Genomic DNA, 17,104 nt, shown 5'->3' on the forward strand with positions numbered 1-17,104 from the left:
CGATACTAGGGACTACTCCTTCTTCTTATTTCTTCATTAGCTCCTGTACTTTTGCAGGTAGCTCATTGAATTTCACTTCATCATATGATGTAACTTCCGTTTCTTTTTTTACATAAAGCTTCATGTATGCATCGTGACGTAAATTTTTATGAGCTGAAAACTTTAATGTTTGTTCTTTACCGTTTTCGTCATAAGCAGGTATCTCGTACCAATACATTTTCATAATTTCTCCATTATCTAACTTATATTCCTCTATATCACCATCTGTAGTGATATGAACATAGTATGCTTCTTTATTTAAACGGTTAAAATCTACTGTCATCAGAACAACAAGTCCCGCTACGAACAATAGGAACAATGCTCCTATACCTACGAAAACCTTTTTCATATTAATTCCCCTGTCTAATAATTTTATAGAATGAACGAACTGTAAAGATATAATATATACCGTAAATTGCTGAGTAAGCAATCATCCACAGTATTACTGGTTTAGTTATATCCATACTAAATAACTGTGAAAAGGCTAGTAGCGCAAATGCACTATGGACGATGCCGACAACGAGTGGTGCACTAAAGATAACGGCAACCTGCCCTGCAACTGTTTTTAATATTTGTTTTTTGTTAACACCGATTTTATTTAAAATTGCATATTTAGGCTGGTCTTCCTCTGCCTCTGTTAAAACTTTGAAGTAAATGATACTTCCTGTCGCTGCTAAAAATACTAATCCTAAAAAGCTTCCTACAAACAATAGTGATCCTACAGTAGCTATACCATCCTCATAACTTTGTGGAACACTTGAAAACCCTTCCTGCTGTTCAGTAGATAGTTGATTGTAAATTCCCTTTGAAATAGCCTGTTGCTTCAAGTCATTATCCATACCAACTACCTGCATTTTAACACCTTCTGCATTTGTTGCAGCGAACACTTTATCATTAACTACGAGGACTGTCCCAGCTGGAATAAAGTTTAATACACTCTCTGTATACATTTTATCAACATGGAATGATTCCCCGTTCTCCAATTTAAACTCTTCACCAGTAAAATCATGTGAAAAACGTTCATCGAAACTTGCATCAAGTAAAACTGTTGAACCATTTGCAATGTGCAGTTCTTCTTTTTTCCCTTGCAATTTTGCTAAACGATTATAGTCAGATTCCTTTAATAATGTATATTCAAAAAACGAATATTCATTATCCACGCGTAAATTTTTCACAGAAAGCGATTCGTTGTATAAGACGTCTTCTTGAGAAAATTTCACCGTATCGCCCTTCCACATAAATGTGTTAGGTAGCATTTGACGTACACTGGCCTCCGCATTGTAGTACATTCCGAAAACTCCGCCACCTGCTGTGATCGTAGTCGCACTTAAAATAGCGATGATCGAAAGAGATTTAGCATTTGCTCGAATACGGTACAATAATTGCGATACACCAATTAAATTCAAGCCTTTCCATGACCAAGAAGTTGCTTTTTTCAATGCTGTTAACACAAATACGCTAACACTATGGAATAATAGATATGTCCCTACAATTGTCAAACCTATAACCATTAATGGAGTACCTAGTATAGTGAAGAATCTCCAAATATTACTCGTAAAGATATCTGCAGACGCTGTATAATAACCAAATGCAAGTAACGCTGTCCCAAGAATAGCTGTTAAAATCGATGCACGAGGAATTTTCTCTCCTTGCTTCTCTGCATGGAACAGGTCAATCAATTTAAATTGATAGATAACACGGTAGCCCTGTAAAGATGTGAATAAAAATAGTAGCGTAAAAATTCCTGCTGTATTTACTAGAGCCTCAGTGGAAAATGTTAAACTCCCTACAACCTCGAAGCCCATCAAACGTACTAAAATCATTAATAAACCTTGAGACATAAAGAATCCAAGAACAATTCCTAGTACTAGAGAAACAAAACCGATTACTAAATTCTCAAAAAAGAGCATTAAGCCAATTTTCTGCTTACGCACACCTAGTAGCGAGTAAAGTGCTACTTCCTTTTTCCGTTTCTTCATAAAAAACGAATTGGAATACGCCATAAAGATGACGATAAAGAATAATAATACAACAGATGATCCGCTCATCAATCCTTTAATTTGCTGCGAAAATTGTTTTGAGGCTAAAAGATCATCATTATATTTTAATGTCACAAACGTAAAGTAGATGACGATACTAAAAACCATTGAGGCGATGTATAAAAAGTAGTTCGACAAATTGCGCTGAATATTTTTACGCGCTAAACTAAATAACGTCATTTACTCCACCTCCGATGCCAGCAAGCACCTGTAAAATCTCTTGGAAGAATTGCTTTCTTGTTTGAGTACCTCGATGAATTTCCTTAGAAAGCTGTCCATCCTGAATGAATAGAATGCGCTGGCAGAAGCTTGCTGCGAATGCATCATGCGTAACCATCATAATAGTAGCCGCTTGAGAATTATTCAGATCACTTAAACTTTCAAGCAAGTCTGTTGCTGATTTTGAATCAAGAGCACCTGTTGGCTCATCCGCAAAAATTAATTTCGGCTCTGTAACTAATGCACGCGATGATGCTGTACGTTGTTTTTGCCCACCTGAAATTTGATATGGGTATTTATCGAGTAACTCTTTTATCCCAAACAGTGTAGCTATGCGTTCTACTTTTGCGTTAATTGCCTTTGTTGGCACTTTTGCAATCGCAAGCGGCAGTACGATATTTTCGCGAACTGTTAATGAATCGAGTAAGTTATAATCCTGGAAGATAAAGCCTAGATTATCGCGACGAAAATCTGCTAACTCTGCATCCTTCATGCGCGCTAAGTTTGTATCACCAATAATAATTTCACCAGTCGTTGGTGTATCAATTGTCGCTAACACATTTAGTAGCGTCGATTTCCCAGCCCCCGAAGGCCCCATTACACCAACAAACTCTCCTTTTTCTACTTCAAATGATATATTCGATAGCGCTGTAAATGTATTTGCGCCTTTGCCGTAAGTTTTTTCTACATTTTGTACTTTTAATAATGACGTCATAAACGCTCACCTCTTCTTTCTGACTTTAGTATATCCCCCCAAACTTACAGCAAATTTGTCGCAAGCTTACAACAACCTTAAATCATCATCATAAACGAGGAGTTGATTTCCGTTCCGACTTGGCTCTCTGTTGCTGTCGCTTCGCTTTCGCACAGTTAAAACATTGTTGTTGCTGTCGCTTCGCTTTCGCACAGTTAAAACATTGTTGTTGCTGTCGCTTCGCTTTCGCACAGTTAAAACATTGTTGTTGCTGTCGCTTCGCTTTCGCACAGTTAAAACATTGTTGTTGCTGTCGCTTCGCTTTCGCACAGTTAAAACATTGTTGCTGTCGCACAGAGCAAAGCTTCCTGGGGGTGTCCGATGAGCCGCTTGGGGCAACAGGGTTTTTTTTCGCGAAAGCGAAGTGCAACGAAGCGGCAGCAAAAGCAGGGTGTTGGTCACGAAGGCGTTATCACAGGACGTGTTGGTTTTAGCCTTCGTTCCTCTATTGCTAACCCCCAAGGAGTCGCCCAGTCCTCATTCCAATCAATTTATCCACATGACATACATTTAAACAAAATATCATCCAATTTTTCGTTATCGGAGCACTTTCAAGATTTATCGCCTAACTTTTGAATTTTATTGACTAACTTTCACGTTTTATCAACCAACTTTTGAATTTTATCCACTAACTTTCACTTTTTATCAACCAACTTTTTGAACTTTATCGACATCCAACTTCCAAAGAGCAAAAAAAGATTCACACACAAAACTGTGCGTGAATCCTTTAACTTTATTATGCTAATGCTTTTTTTATTTCATCCTCAAAGCTACTTGGCTTATCCGCTGATCCATAACGTCCAACAACCTCACCATTGCGATTCACAAGGAATTTTGTGAAGTTCCACTTTACACTGTTGCCGAGAAAACCTTTTGAATGGGATGTTAAATGGTCAAAAATAGGGTGTGCATCCTTACCATTGACCTTTACTATTTCATGCATAGGGAACGTGACCCCATATGTCACACGACATTGTGATGCCGCTTCCTCAGCAGTCGCAACTTCTTGCTTAAACTGATTGGATGGGAAGCCAAGCACAACAAGGCCTTCATCTTGATACTTTTTATATAGACCTTCTAATTCTTCAAACTGTGGTGTAAAGCCACATTTGGAAGCTGTATTAACAATTAACATTGCCTTACCCTTATAACGATCTAAGCTATATTCAGTACCATCTTCTAAAGCAACCTGAATGTCGTAAATGCTCATTGCAAATAACCTCCTATGTTATAAACGCGCATTTTTTCTGGCAACCTGCTGTATGGGATCCCAAACACCATTGAATGGAGGCGCATAGGCTAAATCTAAATCTAATAAATCTGGTAATGTCATTTTATTGTATAACGCTGTTGCAAACACATCGATCCGTTTATCAACACCTGCAGGTCCAACAATTTGTGCTCCTAAAAGCTGTTGATCTCTTTTACGAACAACAATTTTAATAAACATCCGTTGAGCACCTGGATAATAACCTGCAATATGGCGTGCAGATAATTTAAATGCCTCATATTCAAAACCTAGCTCTTTAGCATTGCGCTCATTAATACCAGTCGTGGCGATCGTTAAATTGAAAAACTTTAAGATTGAAGTACCTACAATACCACTAAACGGCGCAGACTTGCCCGACATATTGAGTCCTGCTAAACGACCTTGTTTATTAGCTGTCGTGCCAAGAGGTATATAATCTAAGCGTTCCTTTACAATATTAAAATGCGTTGCACAATCTCCCGCAGCGTAAATATTTTCAACAGATGTCTCTAAATGTCGATTGACAATGACTGCACCATTTTTAGCTAATGCAATGCCTGTTCCCTCTAAAAATTGTGTGTTCGGTTTAATCCCCACAGCCATAATGACTAAATCTGTTTCAAATGTGCCATTATCCGTAATAACACGTTCAACACGGTGATTGCCCTCGAACGCCTCTACTTTTGTATTTAGCACAAGCTCGATGTCGTTCTTTTTCGCTTCCTCATGAACATGTTGCGCAAGCTCTTCGTCTAGAATTCTTGCAACATAGCTACCTCGTTGAATCAATCTTACCTTCTTGCCGCAAGCGTGTATTGTCTCGGCCATCTCTAGCCCAATATAGCCTGCACCTATAATCGTTACATTTTCTATATTTGACGTTAAATCAGCTAGCAAATCCTCTAGCTGAGGTATTGTTTTAACCGTGTGTATACCCGTTAAATCTGAACCCTTCTCCACAGGCATTATAGGATCTGCACCTGTTGCAATAAGTAGCTTATCATAGGGAATTTCAAATGATTCTCCAGACGACTGCGTTCCAATAACAAGTTTTTTGTCTACATCAATTCGGTTAACCTCATGACCAACACGGGCATCAATACGATACTTATCACGAAACGTTTCTACGTCTCTTGCTATAAGCCTCTTTGTCGATGAAATACGCCCATCTACAACATAGGGCAAGCCACACTGCCCATATGAATAAATAAATCCACGTTCTACAGATGTAATCTCTGCTCCTGGCACATTTCGGTATATTTCCATTGCTGCTGACATTCCGGCAGCATCTCCTCCGATGATTACGTATTTCATCCAACAATCCCCCTTATTTTTTTCTCGTTGCTATTAAGCCTGCATAATAGTCCATAAATAAACGGCGTCTGCCTCCACTTACGATGACGCGTATTACATGAATAGCAATGATCATCGTTAAAGTAAAGTTCGCTATAAATGCTAGCAATGTAATGACAATTTGTAGTACATAAAATGGTGAATCCATATCTAATTGGATATCGCCTAGCGTTGTTATAATCTTCAATGTACATACTACTACAAGAATGGCAATACAACGGCGCCATGATTGACTTACAATACTTTTGCCGTTTTCACTTACCATTGTAAAGCGCATGAACTTCATCCCTAAAGTTGCACCGTTTGTAAAGCTTGGAACAACACCAAATAGCAACATATATAATGCAATTTTCACTAAAAACTCGAACATACCACTATATCCTGTTACAGCATCAATGATGAATAAAATGAACTGTGCGATAATTAAATCTATTGCTAGTGCTAACAAAATTGATAATGGCTTGACGATATCTTTTTTGACCATCTCTGCTGCTTTAGCCGCCACCTCTTCATGAGAAGGAAACAGCGCCCACACAACTGGAGCTAAAAAGAACCCTAATAGTGCACCAACACTGTTAAGCATTAAATCATCCACATCAAAAATTCGATACGCACAATTAAAGATGCCATATATCCCTGTAAATTGGGTTACCTCATAAAACAATGTTAACAAAAAGCTAAATAGAAATGCACGCTTCCAGTACTCCCTTTTTTTAAGAAAATAACGCAAGTATACACCAAATGGCATGAGCAGTAAGAAATTATAGAACGCCTGGAAAAAAGCAGGCTTTTTCGGTATATACATCCACGTTGATGGATCCGTCAAAACAATCCTACTATCATTTAAAATATCAGTGACAAATTGAAAAGGATGTAAATTATAATGGACTGTATCTGGGGCCTGCAAAGAGCAAGTATCACGTGTTTCCGGGAAAGGCAGTAAAACTAAGCATAATGCCGATAAAAAGTAAAAAATAAATGAGAACATAATAATGGTTTTGGATACAGATAAGTAGCCATATTTCCGATACGTGTAAATTAGCCAAGGTACAAATAGTACAAAGGATGAGAAAATTGTTATTAAAAAAGCAACCATAATAGAATGTGTATAAACTGACATAAAACACCTCTTCGTTTAAAAATCAGCTCTTCACCATAACGTGGGTTGATTTCCGTTCCGGCTGAGCGCTTTCCTGGGGGCGTCCGATGAGCCGCTTTGCTTCGCTGCAGGGTCTCATCTGTGACGCTAATCCCCAAGGAGTCGCCCAGCCTCCACTCCAATCAACTATATACAATAATACGTTTTAAAAAATATTATCCCTAACTTTTAATGATAAATTTAAAAATCCCCGTTTTATTGAAGTCTTAAGCTTAGTCTAGCACTTCAACACAACACTAATATTTCACCAATCTTAAATAATTCTTAATTAGTGATGTAACGATCAATTATGCCTTGCATAATTGCGTCCGGAATCGGCTTTGTGCTTAGGCCTGCAAATGTTTTTTGCGCGAAAGCGTAGCGGCAGGATGCAGGTCAGTTAGCCGTTATCGCAAGGATGCGATGATTTTAGGCTAACATCCTTTCCGATTCTGCGACATCCGCCGGAGCCTTTAGGCTAAACGATATTGGTCACTCAGTCATGTGTTGTTGCTGTCGCTTCGCTTTCGCACAGATAAATTGCCACAGGACGTGGCGTTCTTAGACTGAGTTCCCTATTTCAGCGAATGTTTGGACATCTGCTGAAATAAGTTAAAATTCCGCGTTGACTCCCTGGAGACAAACAAGAGTTCACCAATGTAGCTCGTGCCTGTCCCCAGAAAGAAAAGCGGAATTTTATCAAATAAGAAAATATTTATTTTTGTTGGAAAGGCTTTTATGCGAGCAAATTATGCTTTTGCAATTTCCTCTTTGCAGAATGCTAAAATCTCTTCTAGCTCTTCATCCTCTAATGCAAAATCTAAATACTCACCTTCTGCTTTTTCCATGATGAAGTAATTTAAAATAAATGACTCTTCACCTTTTTCAGCGATTAGTACACGAATTTCAATTCCTGCTTCGTGATAAAGCTCATCTTCTTCATCAATATCTACATCTAAAATAAATTCGTAACGCTTACCTTCAATAATGTTTGTTGGATCTAAAATTTCTTCCATTGAGAATTGTGTAATTTCCATTGTACGATCTCCTTTAAGTTAACCTGTTCATACTATATATTAAATCAAATTCAGCATGGGTCAAATAGAAAACTCGTATACACTTGAAAGTAATTATGCCACAATTAAATTGAACTAATTGAGAGACGCGATTCTCTTAAGAATACTCTACATAAAGGAGGTTTTTTTTCTTGAAAGATCTACTATATTATCAAGATGTTACTTTACGTGAATTTAATGCAACAATTGTCAATAAAGGAACCGATATAGATGGCCGTAACTACGTGGTGCTATCAAATACTGCTTTTTATCCAACAGGAGGTGGACAACCTCATGACACGGGTACTTTAAATGATGTCGAGGTCATTGATGTTGAGAAAATTAATGATGAAATTCGACATTATATTCAAGGTGACTCTTCAAGTTTAGCTGGAGAAGTGCTTGGTAAATTGAACTGGCAACGACGATTTGATCATATGCAGCAGCATGCAGGTCAACATATTTTAACCGCGGCCTTTGTCGAGCTTTTTGATGCACCAACGGTTAGCTTCCACTTGGGCACTGAGCAGGTCACAATTGATATTGCAGTAGACAGCCTAACGGAAGAACAGCTTGTGGCTGCGGAAGCCCGTGCTAATGAAATTATTGTAGAGAATCGTCCAATTGACACGAAATGGATTACAGAGAAAGAGCTTGAGAACTATAGCCTTCGTAAAGAGGTGGCCGTCACAGGAGATATTCGACTTGTTATTATTCCTGATTTTGATTACAACGGCTGCGGCGGTACGCATCCAACATCTACAGGACAAGTAAGTGCAATAAAAATCCTTGGCACTGAAAAAATGAAGGGCAATATTCGTGTCTCCTTTGTCTGTGGTCACAGAGTTTTAGCGGAGCTTGCGATGCGAAAGAAAGTATTAGCTGATGTTGCAAGACAATTAAGTGTACCTGAAACTGAAGCAGCTTCAGCACTAACAAAAGTCTTAACAACACAGAAAAACACAGAAAAGGCACTCGCGGCAGCAAAAGAGGAACTACTAAATTATGAAGCAAAAGCGTTAGTTTCTAGTAAAGAACGTATTATTACTGCAGCCTTTACTCAGCGTTCTATGCAAGAGCTTCAAAAATTAGCAAGAACTATTGTCGCAGAGCAGACCGAATCTATCGTATTACTCGTTTCAGAAAATGAAGACAAGCTTCAGTTTGTCGCAGCACGTGGTACAAAAGTTGAGAAAAGTATGAAGGACATTGCTGCAAAAGCACTTCCACTCGTTAATGGAAAAGGCGGTGGCAGTGATCAGATGGTACAAGGCGGTGGCGAGCGTATTATCTCTACCCAGCAACTATTTGAAGCTGTGCAAGAAGTACTTAACTAACCTTTTAGATGATAGGAGCTCTCCATTACTTGGGGAGCTCCTTTATTTATTATTTATTTTTGCACATCATCACTTGCCGAACTTCTATTGCTACTATCCCCCTATCGATGATTATCCACAGACATTCGCTCAGCTGTAATAATCGATCTCTTAGCAGCTTTCATTTATCCACACATTACCCACAGTTAACACACAACTTATCCACACCCCATCTTGATTACACCAAGTTGATTCACCTATTGGATTAAATTAAAAAATTTTCCAGATATACCTGATTATAATTTACTTTTTTTGCTGATTATAAAAAATAGAATAGTTTCTATCATTTTGAGGGGAGGATTTCTATGAGTCCTGAAAAAGATATTTCACGTCGTGATTTTTTAAAAACAACAGGGATTGCAGCAGGTACATTAGTCGGCGGTGGATTAATAGGTGGTCTTGTAGGCTATAACATGTCTGGTAAAGGAACTGCCACGCAAGAGCATGGTCAGCATGGAACTGCTACTGAAGAGACTGGTTCGCCAAAAGCCAAAATGTTTTTTATGAATCAAAGAGATTTTAATATTTTAGCAAATGCTACTGAACGTATTTTCCCTGAGGACGATTTAGGTCCAGGGGCAAAGGGCTTAGATGTACCTTACTTTATTGACTATCAGCTTGCAGGGCAATATGGCAGTAATTCTAAAGAATATATGCATGGACCATTTGGCGAGGGTGCTCCAACACAAGGTTATCAGAGTCGTTTAACGCGTGCGGAAATTTTTAAGCAAGGTGTTCAAAAGTTAGAGGCGGAAGCACAGAATCGCTATAAAAAGAGCTTTAACGATATAGATGGTACGCAAATGGATGAAATTTTAACTGCCTTCCAGAAAGGCGAAGTGCAAATGAGCGGTGTCACATCTGCTTTCTTCTTTAATTTATTGCGTGCAGCAACATTAGAAGGTGCCTATTCTGATCCAATATATGGTGGGAATCGTGATATGGATGGCTGGCGTATGAAAGGCTTCCCTGGTCATCAAATGGCGTATATTACTCAAATCGAAGATCCAAAATTCCAAAAAATTGAGCCTAATTCATTAGGTAGCCACTAATATAAGGGGGTTAGAAAAATGGCAAAAACATTACCTAGTGTAGACGTTGTAACAGTCGGGGTAGGCTGGACCGGCGGTATTGTCGCGGCAGAGTGTTCGAAGGCAGGCTTAAAGGTCGTTGGTCTAGAGCGCGGACAAAAGCGTGGCACAGAAGATTATTTGACTATCCATGACGAATATCGTTATGCAATTCGTTACGATATAATGCAAAACCTTTCTAAGGAAACAGTAAGCTTCCGTAATAATCGCAATATGAAAGCATTGCCTATGCGTCAACTCGGTTCTTTTTTACTTGGTGAAGGGCTTGGCGGCTCTGGTACACACTGGAACGGTATGACGTATCGCTTTTTACCATATGATTTTCAAATTAAAACATTGACAGACAAACGATATGGTGCGAATAAGCTTGGACCTGATTATTTAATCCAAGATTGGGGATTAACATACGATGAACTTGAGCCCTATTTCGACAAGTTCGAAAAAACAGCAGGTATTTCGGGAGATGACAAAAATCCATTTAGTGGAAAACGATCAAATCCTTATCCGACTGGGCCTATGAAAATGACACCGATGCTTACGCAATTTGAAACAGCTGCAAAAAAATTAAAATTATCACCTTACATGGTTCCTTCTGCTAACTTATCAGAAGTTTATAAGAACCCTGATGGCGAAACGATTAATGCTTGTCAATATTGCGGCTTCTGTGAACGCTTCGGCTGTGAATATGGCGCCAAATCATCTGCTGAGGTTACAGTTGTTCCTACTGCATTAAAAACAGGCAACTTTGACTTACGCTACAATTCCAATGTTGTTGAAATCTTAAAGAAAGACAATAAAGTAACTGGTGTCCGATACATCGATACGATATCTGGTGAAGAATTTATTCAACCAGCTAATGCTGTCGTACTTACTAGTTATGTCTTTAATAATGCCAAACTATTAATGGTCTCTAACATTGGAGAACGTTACGATCCAGCTACTGGAAAAGGGACACTTGGAAGAAACTATTGCTATCAAATACTACCTGGAGCAGCAGGTTTCTTCAATGAGCAGTATAACACCTTTATGGGTGCAGGTTCACTCGGTGTGAGTTTAGATGACTATAATGGCGATAATTTCGACCATAGCGACTTAGATTTTATTCACGGTGGAAATATAGCTCTAACACAAACAGGTGCACGGCCTATCGGCTCGAATCCAACACCTCCTGATACGCCAACTTGGGGATCAGAATTTAAAAAGCAATCTATTCATTACTATACTCGTTCATTCGGGATTGGTGCACAGGGTGCTTCAATGCCACATAAAGAAAATTATTTGTCTCTTGATTCTACGTATAAGGATGCTTATGGCTTACCTCTTATACAGTTAACGTATAACTTTACGGATCAGGATCGCGCACTTCATAAATATATTTCGGCACGTGCAGCTGACATTATGAAAGAAATGGGCGCCAAAACTGTTGTCCCTAATGCTGAAATTACTGATTACAATATTGTACCGTATCAAACAACCCATAATACAGGTGGAACAGTTATGAGCTTAAAGCCTGAGGATGGCGTTGTGAATAACTACATGCAGCATTGGAATGCAGAAAACCTTTTTGCTGTGAGCGCAGGAAACTTTGCACACAATAGTGGCTATAATCCAACTGGTACGTTAGGGGCACTAGCCTATCGCTGTGCAGAGGGTGTTGTGAAATATAGCAAATCAGGTGGTTCCTTAGTATAACTTCTTTCAGCGGGTGTCACGGAATTATGCCAGGGCAAAATTGATATACTATACATTTTATTAAAAGGAGGCAAGACTATGGGAGGTCTTGGAGCAATTGGATTACCTGGGTTAATCATCATTTTAGTAATTGTTTTAATCGTGTTTGGTCCAAAAAAATTGCCTGAAATCGGCGGCGCAGTCGGTAAAACATTTGCAGAGTTTAAAAAGTCCACAAAGGGGCTTATTGATGATGAAGATGATTCAGCGAAAAAAGAAAATAAAAAATCTGACGCTTCGTAGGAGGTTTTCCTATGGATCCATATGAAGAAGGAAAAAGAGAATATTTAAGTCCACTTGATAAGAAAGAAGCTGAGCCTCTCACACCTGTGGAGGCTTTTGTTGAAGTTCCAGTAGAGACAATTGATCAGGACGTGGTAGTTAATGAACCTCTTTTCCCAATTGCATCATTACTTGAACATCTTACTGAACTGAGAAAACAAATTATTAAAGGGCTTTTCGTATTTATTTTATTTTTTATTATCGTATTCTCTACCATTAATATTTGGTTTCCTTATGTAACTCGAGGACATTCACTAATTATTTTAGGGCCATTAGAGGTTGTAAAATTTTACATGACGATTTCCACAACACTAGCATTCGGTCTATCTATGCCGTTTTTAGTTCATTTTTTGTGGAGCTTCGTAAAGCCAGGTTTAAAAGAAGAAGAAAGCCGTTTCCTCGGTCTTTATGCACCTGTCATGCTCGTACTCTTTTTATTAGGCGTAGCATTCGGTTATTTTATTGTTAATCCACTCAGCTACGCATTTTTAGTAAGTGTAGGAGCAACTAATTTTGATGTTATGGTTTCAGCAAATGAATACATGCATTTTTTAGTGATGACAACTATACCACTCGGACTACTCTTTGAATTACCAATCGTAGCCCTCTTTTTATCGTCTATTGGTGTACTAACGGCTGAATCCATGAAAAAAATACGAGGCTGGTCTTATATCGGGATGGGGGTTGGTTCTGCTGTAATTACACCACCCGATTTTATTAGCCAGTTACTCGTCTTAATTCCAATGATTATTTTATATGAAATAAGTATCTATCTTGTTAAACGTATAGAGCGTAAACAAATAGAAAGCACTGCGTAGCAAAGACGCAGTGCTTATTTTTTCTTTAATTCCATTACAACAATCTCTGGTGGATTAAAAATTCGAATAGGTACTGTACTATTACCTAATCCTCGACTAACGGCCATTGTTGTCGTTCCTTCCTCAAAAACGCCAGCCGTATATTTTGGAAGTATTCCCTGTCCTCGTGCAAAAAGACCACCAATACCAGGAATTCGAACTTGTCCGCCATGTGCATGTCCTGCGAATACTAAATCAATTCCAAAATCCACATACGTATTAAACACTTCTGGTCGATGCGCTAGTAAAATCGTTAATATATTTGGTGGAACATTTTCTGTTGCTATCTCTAGCATTTCCTTTGTTGTTCTACCAGATAACGGATCTTCTATGCCAACAATCGCCAAGCGCTCCCCGTCGCGCTCAATGACGGTCGATTCATTGGACAATACATGTACACCTAACGATGATAGCTCCTCATAAATTACATTCACTTTATTCGTCGCTACTTCATGGTTCCCTAGTACATAATAGACATCCGCTAATTTAACTAATCCCCTAGCAGCCTGCAAGCTTCGCTCCAAATCATAACGATTACTATCAACTAAATCACCTGTAATAAAAATCAGGTCAGGATTTGTTGCTTTCACCTTTGCTATGAGCTTCTCTTGCTGTTCGCCAAAGAGAGCATCCTGTAAATCTGATATTTGTGTAATGCGTAGCCCATCAAAGCTGGCAGGCACTTTTTCTGACTCGAATTCATACTTGCTTACGACCAGCCAGTGATTGTTTACGTACAAAAAAATGACTATAAAAACAAGAAAAAAAGCTACATATAATAATTTTTTCAATCGCAATCGCTCACTTTGTGGCTACTTTTTCATCAGATCACTTTCGCCATGGCGTAATTACGTCCGGATTTTGAATTGTGCCTAGGCCTGCACGAGGGCCGACACGATGTCGGTCATTTCGGTAATGCCACAGGACGTGGCGTTTTTACCGATGCAGGTCAGCTAGCCGTTTTCGCAGGATGCGAAGGTTTTAGGCTAACATCCTGGGTATTCATTCCTTTGAAAATCCGTGACATCCGCCGAGGCTTTTATCTTTATTTAGTAAGCGTTTGGATACCCCCTGAAAAGGAAACATGCACATTCATCTCATCACCTTTAAAGGTGGGAGCTTCTACCGAATGAAGATAAAATTCTGACCCCCCTATTATAAGCATAAAACAAAGTAATTGTAAGCCTATGCTCTAAAAAACCACAAATAGCGCAAAAAGACCAACTCCATCTCCATGTTAGTCTCTTAAATATTCTCTATATCTTGTTCGATCACAAAATAATGTTCTTTCCGCAACTTCCAAAACTAAAAATCATTCTAATGTTATATATTTTTCCCCGTAAAATTTAGATAGATTAATTAAGAGTTGTCATATTTGAAATTTCTATCTTTTTCTTTAAATGGATTTCATGATTATTAACTGCATTGATATCACCCAAAGCATCCATTATTTTTATAGCTTTATTCGACATAACAATTCCTACATCACTGTTTCCTGAAATAATTTTATAAATTCCACTTAAATAAAGAAGCTTTACTTTTTCAAAGTACAGATCAGAATTCCGTTCAAGTATTTTTTCAGCAGAGATAATAAAATGTAACGCACTTGATGATCTGTTTGACTCTATACAATAAACAATAGTGTTTAAAAGCACTCTTATCAATTTTTCTTTATTCTTTTTTACCCTACTGTACAATTGAGTCTTATTTAATATTTCTTTTGAAAAAGTAATAATTGATTCAATGGGAAGAATACTCATAGAGTTACCAAATAACATGATTTCGTAAAAACCCCAATTCTCTACCTTAAAAAGATATTCATTAAGAAATGTAATATCTTCTTGGTACAATTCTAATTGCTTATTTAAGTCATAGGCTAGAGCACGAATCATAATAGAATTGTACCTATGACTTGAGAAATTATATTTTTTCCACTTATAGATTTCTTCTTGCTCTAATTTATATAATAAATTGATATTGTTATTCTCATAAGCGTTTCTAACATTTTTCATTAAGGTCTCGACTTGTGTTGGATTATAGTCATTAGAGATAAATAAAAATTCATCCAATGTTATGTTGAGCCTTTCTAATAATAAATAAAACTTGGATAGAGAAATATCAGAATCTCCTCGTTCAAACTTAGATAAAAAAGATACACTTAAAATACCATCTGCTATGTCCTTCAAAGAATACCCTTTGTCTATTCTTATATCCCTAAAAATGTGCCCTAAATTCCTCATAATCCCCCCTCCCATTCTCCTATATCTAAACCATTTAGTTAATATATACCCTTAACCATTGCATTAAAACTACTTCAATCAAAATTATTCAAAATATTCATCATTCTTTATTTGCGCATAAAAAAAGTCCTTTATAATAGAAGAGTCAGGTGATTACACCGTCCTAATCCACTAAAAAAGACCAATCTTATGAACAAGATTTACACGAAAAACTTCATTCGCATAATGATTTTCATTGAGGCAAAAATTTTGACATGAATCTCTGGCAGCTCTTCGTTTTTAGCCTTACCCAAAATACGCAACAATAATTAAGACTAATATTTAATTAATACAGCTAATTCATTATAAAAATTGCTCTGTTCGTAACATCAACCTATTTAACGAACACCAGGGAAAATACCAAAATATCTACTCGTGTTATATAACTTGTTCTAATGATTTAATATTAATATTTTTCCCATTTTTAAAATTATTCTTGAGTTCTTCTAGACTTCTCTGATGGTCATTCAATATATCTACTGCATTTATTTGAGCATAAATATATTCACAGTTATAAAATGGTGTCTCAAACAACATAGACTCATACATCCATGTACTTCCTAATAATATGTCATATTTATTAGTATTATCTAAATAACTATGTGTGTACTTTTTTATTAAGTCTACAAAAATATGTTCTTTTTCTTCCAAACATACGTAATCATCGAGATTTCTATAGATGATTTTTTGGAACTCAAATAAAACAATATTCCATAAAACAGAAGATATTTGCTGTATTTCATAAATTTGTTTTACTTTTTCTGATGAAAACTGCCTTACAAATAAAGCTTCAAATGAATGTGCAACAAACTCTTTAATTTCTAATGAGTTACATTGATTTTTATATTCAACATTGGATGTAATATATTGATGATAAAAATGGCCTATTTCATGTATGGTATTAAAATAATCATCAATATCTCCAATACAACCTAAGTATACGAATCCTTTTTTAGTATAGGGCAACTCGACAAAAAAGCCTTCTTGTAAATTAGACTCCCTTATGATAATAAAACCCTCATTGTAAATTCTTTCAAGATACTTACCAAAATCAGAGTCCATTATTTTTATATTTTCTAAAACATCTTCTTTAAAATTTACTTTGTATTTTTGATTATTTATTCTTATATTGTTTAATTTAAATGGATGTAAAATATCATTGTCATTTATTTCATATTTATTATAAAATAGTTTTAATTCTTTTATATAATTAGGAATAACTTGATTAACTTTTGAATTAAAAAGTTTATCTAATAAGTTATTATCATTCTTTTCTTTATAATAAGTAAAGTAATCCTTATATAATTGCTGTTGAATATATTCATTTCTTTTCAAAATCATTTTATTATATAAGCCATTAATATATTCAACATCTAATGTGACCTCTTTTATTTTTTTGTTATAGATATCTATTAAACTATTACCTTGCTCATCAATTAAATATCTATACTCCCCCTCCTTCATATTATTCAGTAAAATTTTATCAGTAAAATCATTATTTTCAGATAATTTATTGAATGTAGATATTGTCCTTGATACATCTTCTATATATTCAGCAGGGAGCTCCATATTTAGTGAAAGTAAATAATTAATATTCTCCACTTCTTCGTATAAATAACCATATTCAGATTCTAACAGCATC

16 protein-coding genes are annotated in these 17,104 nt (G+C 36.8%); 5 read left to right on the top strand and 11 right to left on the bottom strand.

Annotation, left to right across the window (positions count from 1 at the left end):
• Positions 1-25: 25 nt before the first annotated feature.
• From JNUCC51_RS10710 to JNUCC51_RS10745, 8 genes are all read right to left on the bottom strand, one after another.
• Positions 26-388: a YxeA family protein gene (locus tag JNUCC51_RS10710; RefSeq protein ID WP_337991963.1), complete on the bottom strand. Its 363-nt coding sequence runs from the start codon at positions 386-388 to the stop codon at positions 26-28.
• A 1-nt stretch (position 389) separates the two neighbouring features.
• The gene (locus JNUCC51_RS10715) at positions 390-2,258 is read right to left on the bottom strand and encodes an ABC transporter permease (RefSeq protein WP_337991964.1); all 1,869 of its coding nucleotides are present in this window, start codon (positions 2,256-2,258) and stop codon (positions 390-392) included.
• Positions 2,245-3,012, bottom strand: a complete 768-nt coding sequence (locus JNUCC51_RS10720; RefSeq protein ID WP_337991965.1) for an ABC transporter ATP-binding protein — start codon at positions 3,010-3,012, stop codon at positions 2,245-2,247. The genes JNUCC51_RS10715 and JNUCC51_RS10720 overlap by 14 nt, the downstream gene beginning before the upstream one ends.
• 88 nt (positions 3,013-3,100) lie before the next feature.
• On the bottom strand, positions 3,101-3,346 hold the full coding sequence (locus JNUCC51_RS10725) for a hypothetical protein (protein ID WP_337991966.1): 246 nt from the start codon (positions 3,344-3,346) through the stop codon (positions 3,101-3,103).
• A 441-nt stretch (positions 3,347-3,787) separates the two neighbouring features.
• Complete coding sequence (locus tag JNUCC51_RS10730; RefSeq protein ID WP_337991967.1) at positions 3,788-4,261, bottom strand: glutathione peroxidase; 474 nt, start codon at positions 4,259-4,261, stop codon at positions 3,788-3,790.
• A gap of 18 nt (positions 4,262-4,279) precedes the next feature.
• Entirely contained in the window at positions 4,280-5,614 is a 1,335-nt protein-coding gene (locus tag JNUCC51_RS10735) for an FAD-dependent oxidoreductase (protein WP_337991968.1), read from the bottom strand.
• A gap of 13 nt (positions 5,615-5,627) precedes the next feature.
• Entirely contained in the window at positions 5,628-6,773 is a 1,146-nt protein-coding gene (locus JNUCC51_RS10740; RefSeq protein WP_337991969.1) for a VanZ family protein, read from the bottom strand.
• A gap of 767 nt (positions 6,774-7,540) precedes the next feature.
• Positions 7,541-7,828: a DUF6509 family protein gene (locus JNUCC51_RS10745; RefSeq protein WP_337991970.1), complete on the bottom strand. Its 288-nt coding sequence runs from the start codon at positions 7,826-7,828 to the stop codon at positions 7,541-7,543.
• A gap of 170 nt (positions 7,829-7,998) precedes the next feature.
• Between JNUCC51_RS10745 and JNUCC51_RS10750 the strand changes: the two genes are divergently transcribed.
• The 5 genes from JNUCC51_RS10750 (at position 7,999) to tatC (ending at position 13,144) form a co-directional block, all read left to right on the top strand.
• Positions 7,999-9,183 (top strand): alanyl-tRNA editing protein, encoded by a 1,185-nt coding sequence (locus JNUCC51_RS10750; protein WP_337991971.1) that lies wholly within the window; start codon positions 7,999-8,001, stop codon positions 9,181-9,183.
• Positions 9,184-9,527: 344 nt separating this feature from the next.
• On the top strand, positions 9,528-10,274 hold the full coding sequence (locus JNUCC51_RS10755; RefSeq protein WP_337991972.1) for a gluconate 2-dehydrogenase subunit 3 family protein: 747 nt from the start codon (positions 9,528-9,530) through the stop codon (positions 10,272-10,274).
• Positions 10,275-10,292: 18 nt separating this feature from the next.
• On the top strand, positions 10,293-12,005 hold the full coding sequence (locus JNUCC51_RS10760) for a GMC family oxidoreductase (protein WP_337991973.1): 1,713 nt from the start codon (positions 10,293-10,295) through the stop codon (positions 12,003-12,005).
• Positions 12,006-12,083: 78 nt separating this feature from the next.
• Positions 12,084-12,287, top strand: a complete 204-nt coding sequence (tatA, locus tag JNUCC51_RS10765) for a twin-arginine translocase TatA/TatE family subunit (RefSeq protein ID WP_134026093.1) — start codon at positions 12,084-12,086, stop codon at positions 12,285-12,287.
• Positions 12,288-12,298: 11 nt separating this feature from the next.
• The gene (tatC, locus tag JNUCC51_RS10770) at positions 12,299-13,144 is read left to right on the top strand and encodes a twin-arginine translocase subunit TatC (protein WP_337991974.1); all 846 of its coding nucleotides are present in this window, start codon (positions 12,299-12,301) and stop codon (positions 13,142-13,144) included.
• 14 nt (positions 13,145-13,158) lie between these two features.
• Here the strand turns inward: tatC and JNUCC51_RS10775 are convergent, their stop codons facing one another.
• The 3 genes from JNUCC51_RS10775 to JNUCC51_RS10785 form a co-directional block, all read right to left on the bottom strand.
• Complete coding sequence (locus tag JNUCC51_RS10775) at positions 13,159-13,974, bottom strand: metallophosphoesterase (protein WP_337991975.1); 816 nt, start codon at positions 13,972-13,974, stop codon at positions 13,159-13,161.
• A gap of 564 nt (positions 13,975-14,538) precedes the next feature.
• Positions 14,539-15,423, bottom strand: a complete 885-nt coding sequence (locus JNUCC51_RS10780) for a helix-turn-helix domain-containing protein (protein WP_337991976.1) — start codon at positions 15,421-15,423, stop codon at positions 14,539-14,541.
• Positions 15,424-15,840: 417 nt separating this feature from the next.
• Entirely contained in the window at positions 15,841-17,103 is a 1,263-nt protein-coding gene (locus tag JNUCC51_RS10785; RefSeq protein WP_337991977.1) for a hypothetical protein, read from the bottom strand.
• Position 17,104: the final 1 nt, after the last annotated feature.

It is taken from the genome of Lysinibacillus sp. JNUCC 51, from assembly GCF_015999525.1.
GTDB lineage: Bacteria > Bacillota > Bacilli > Bacillales_A > Planococcaceae > Lysinibacillus > Lysinibacillus xylanilyticus.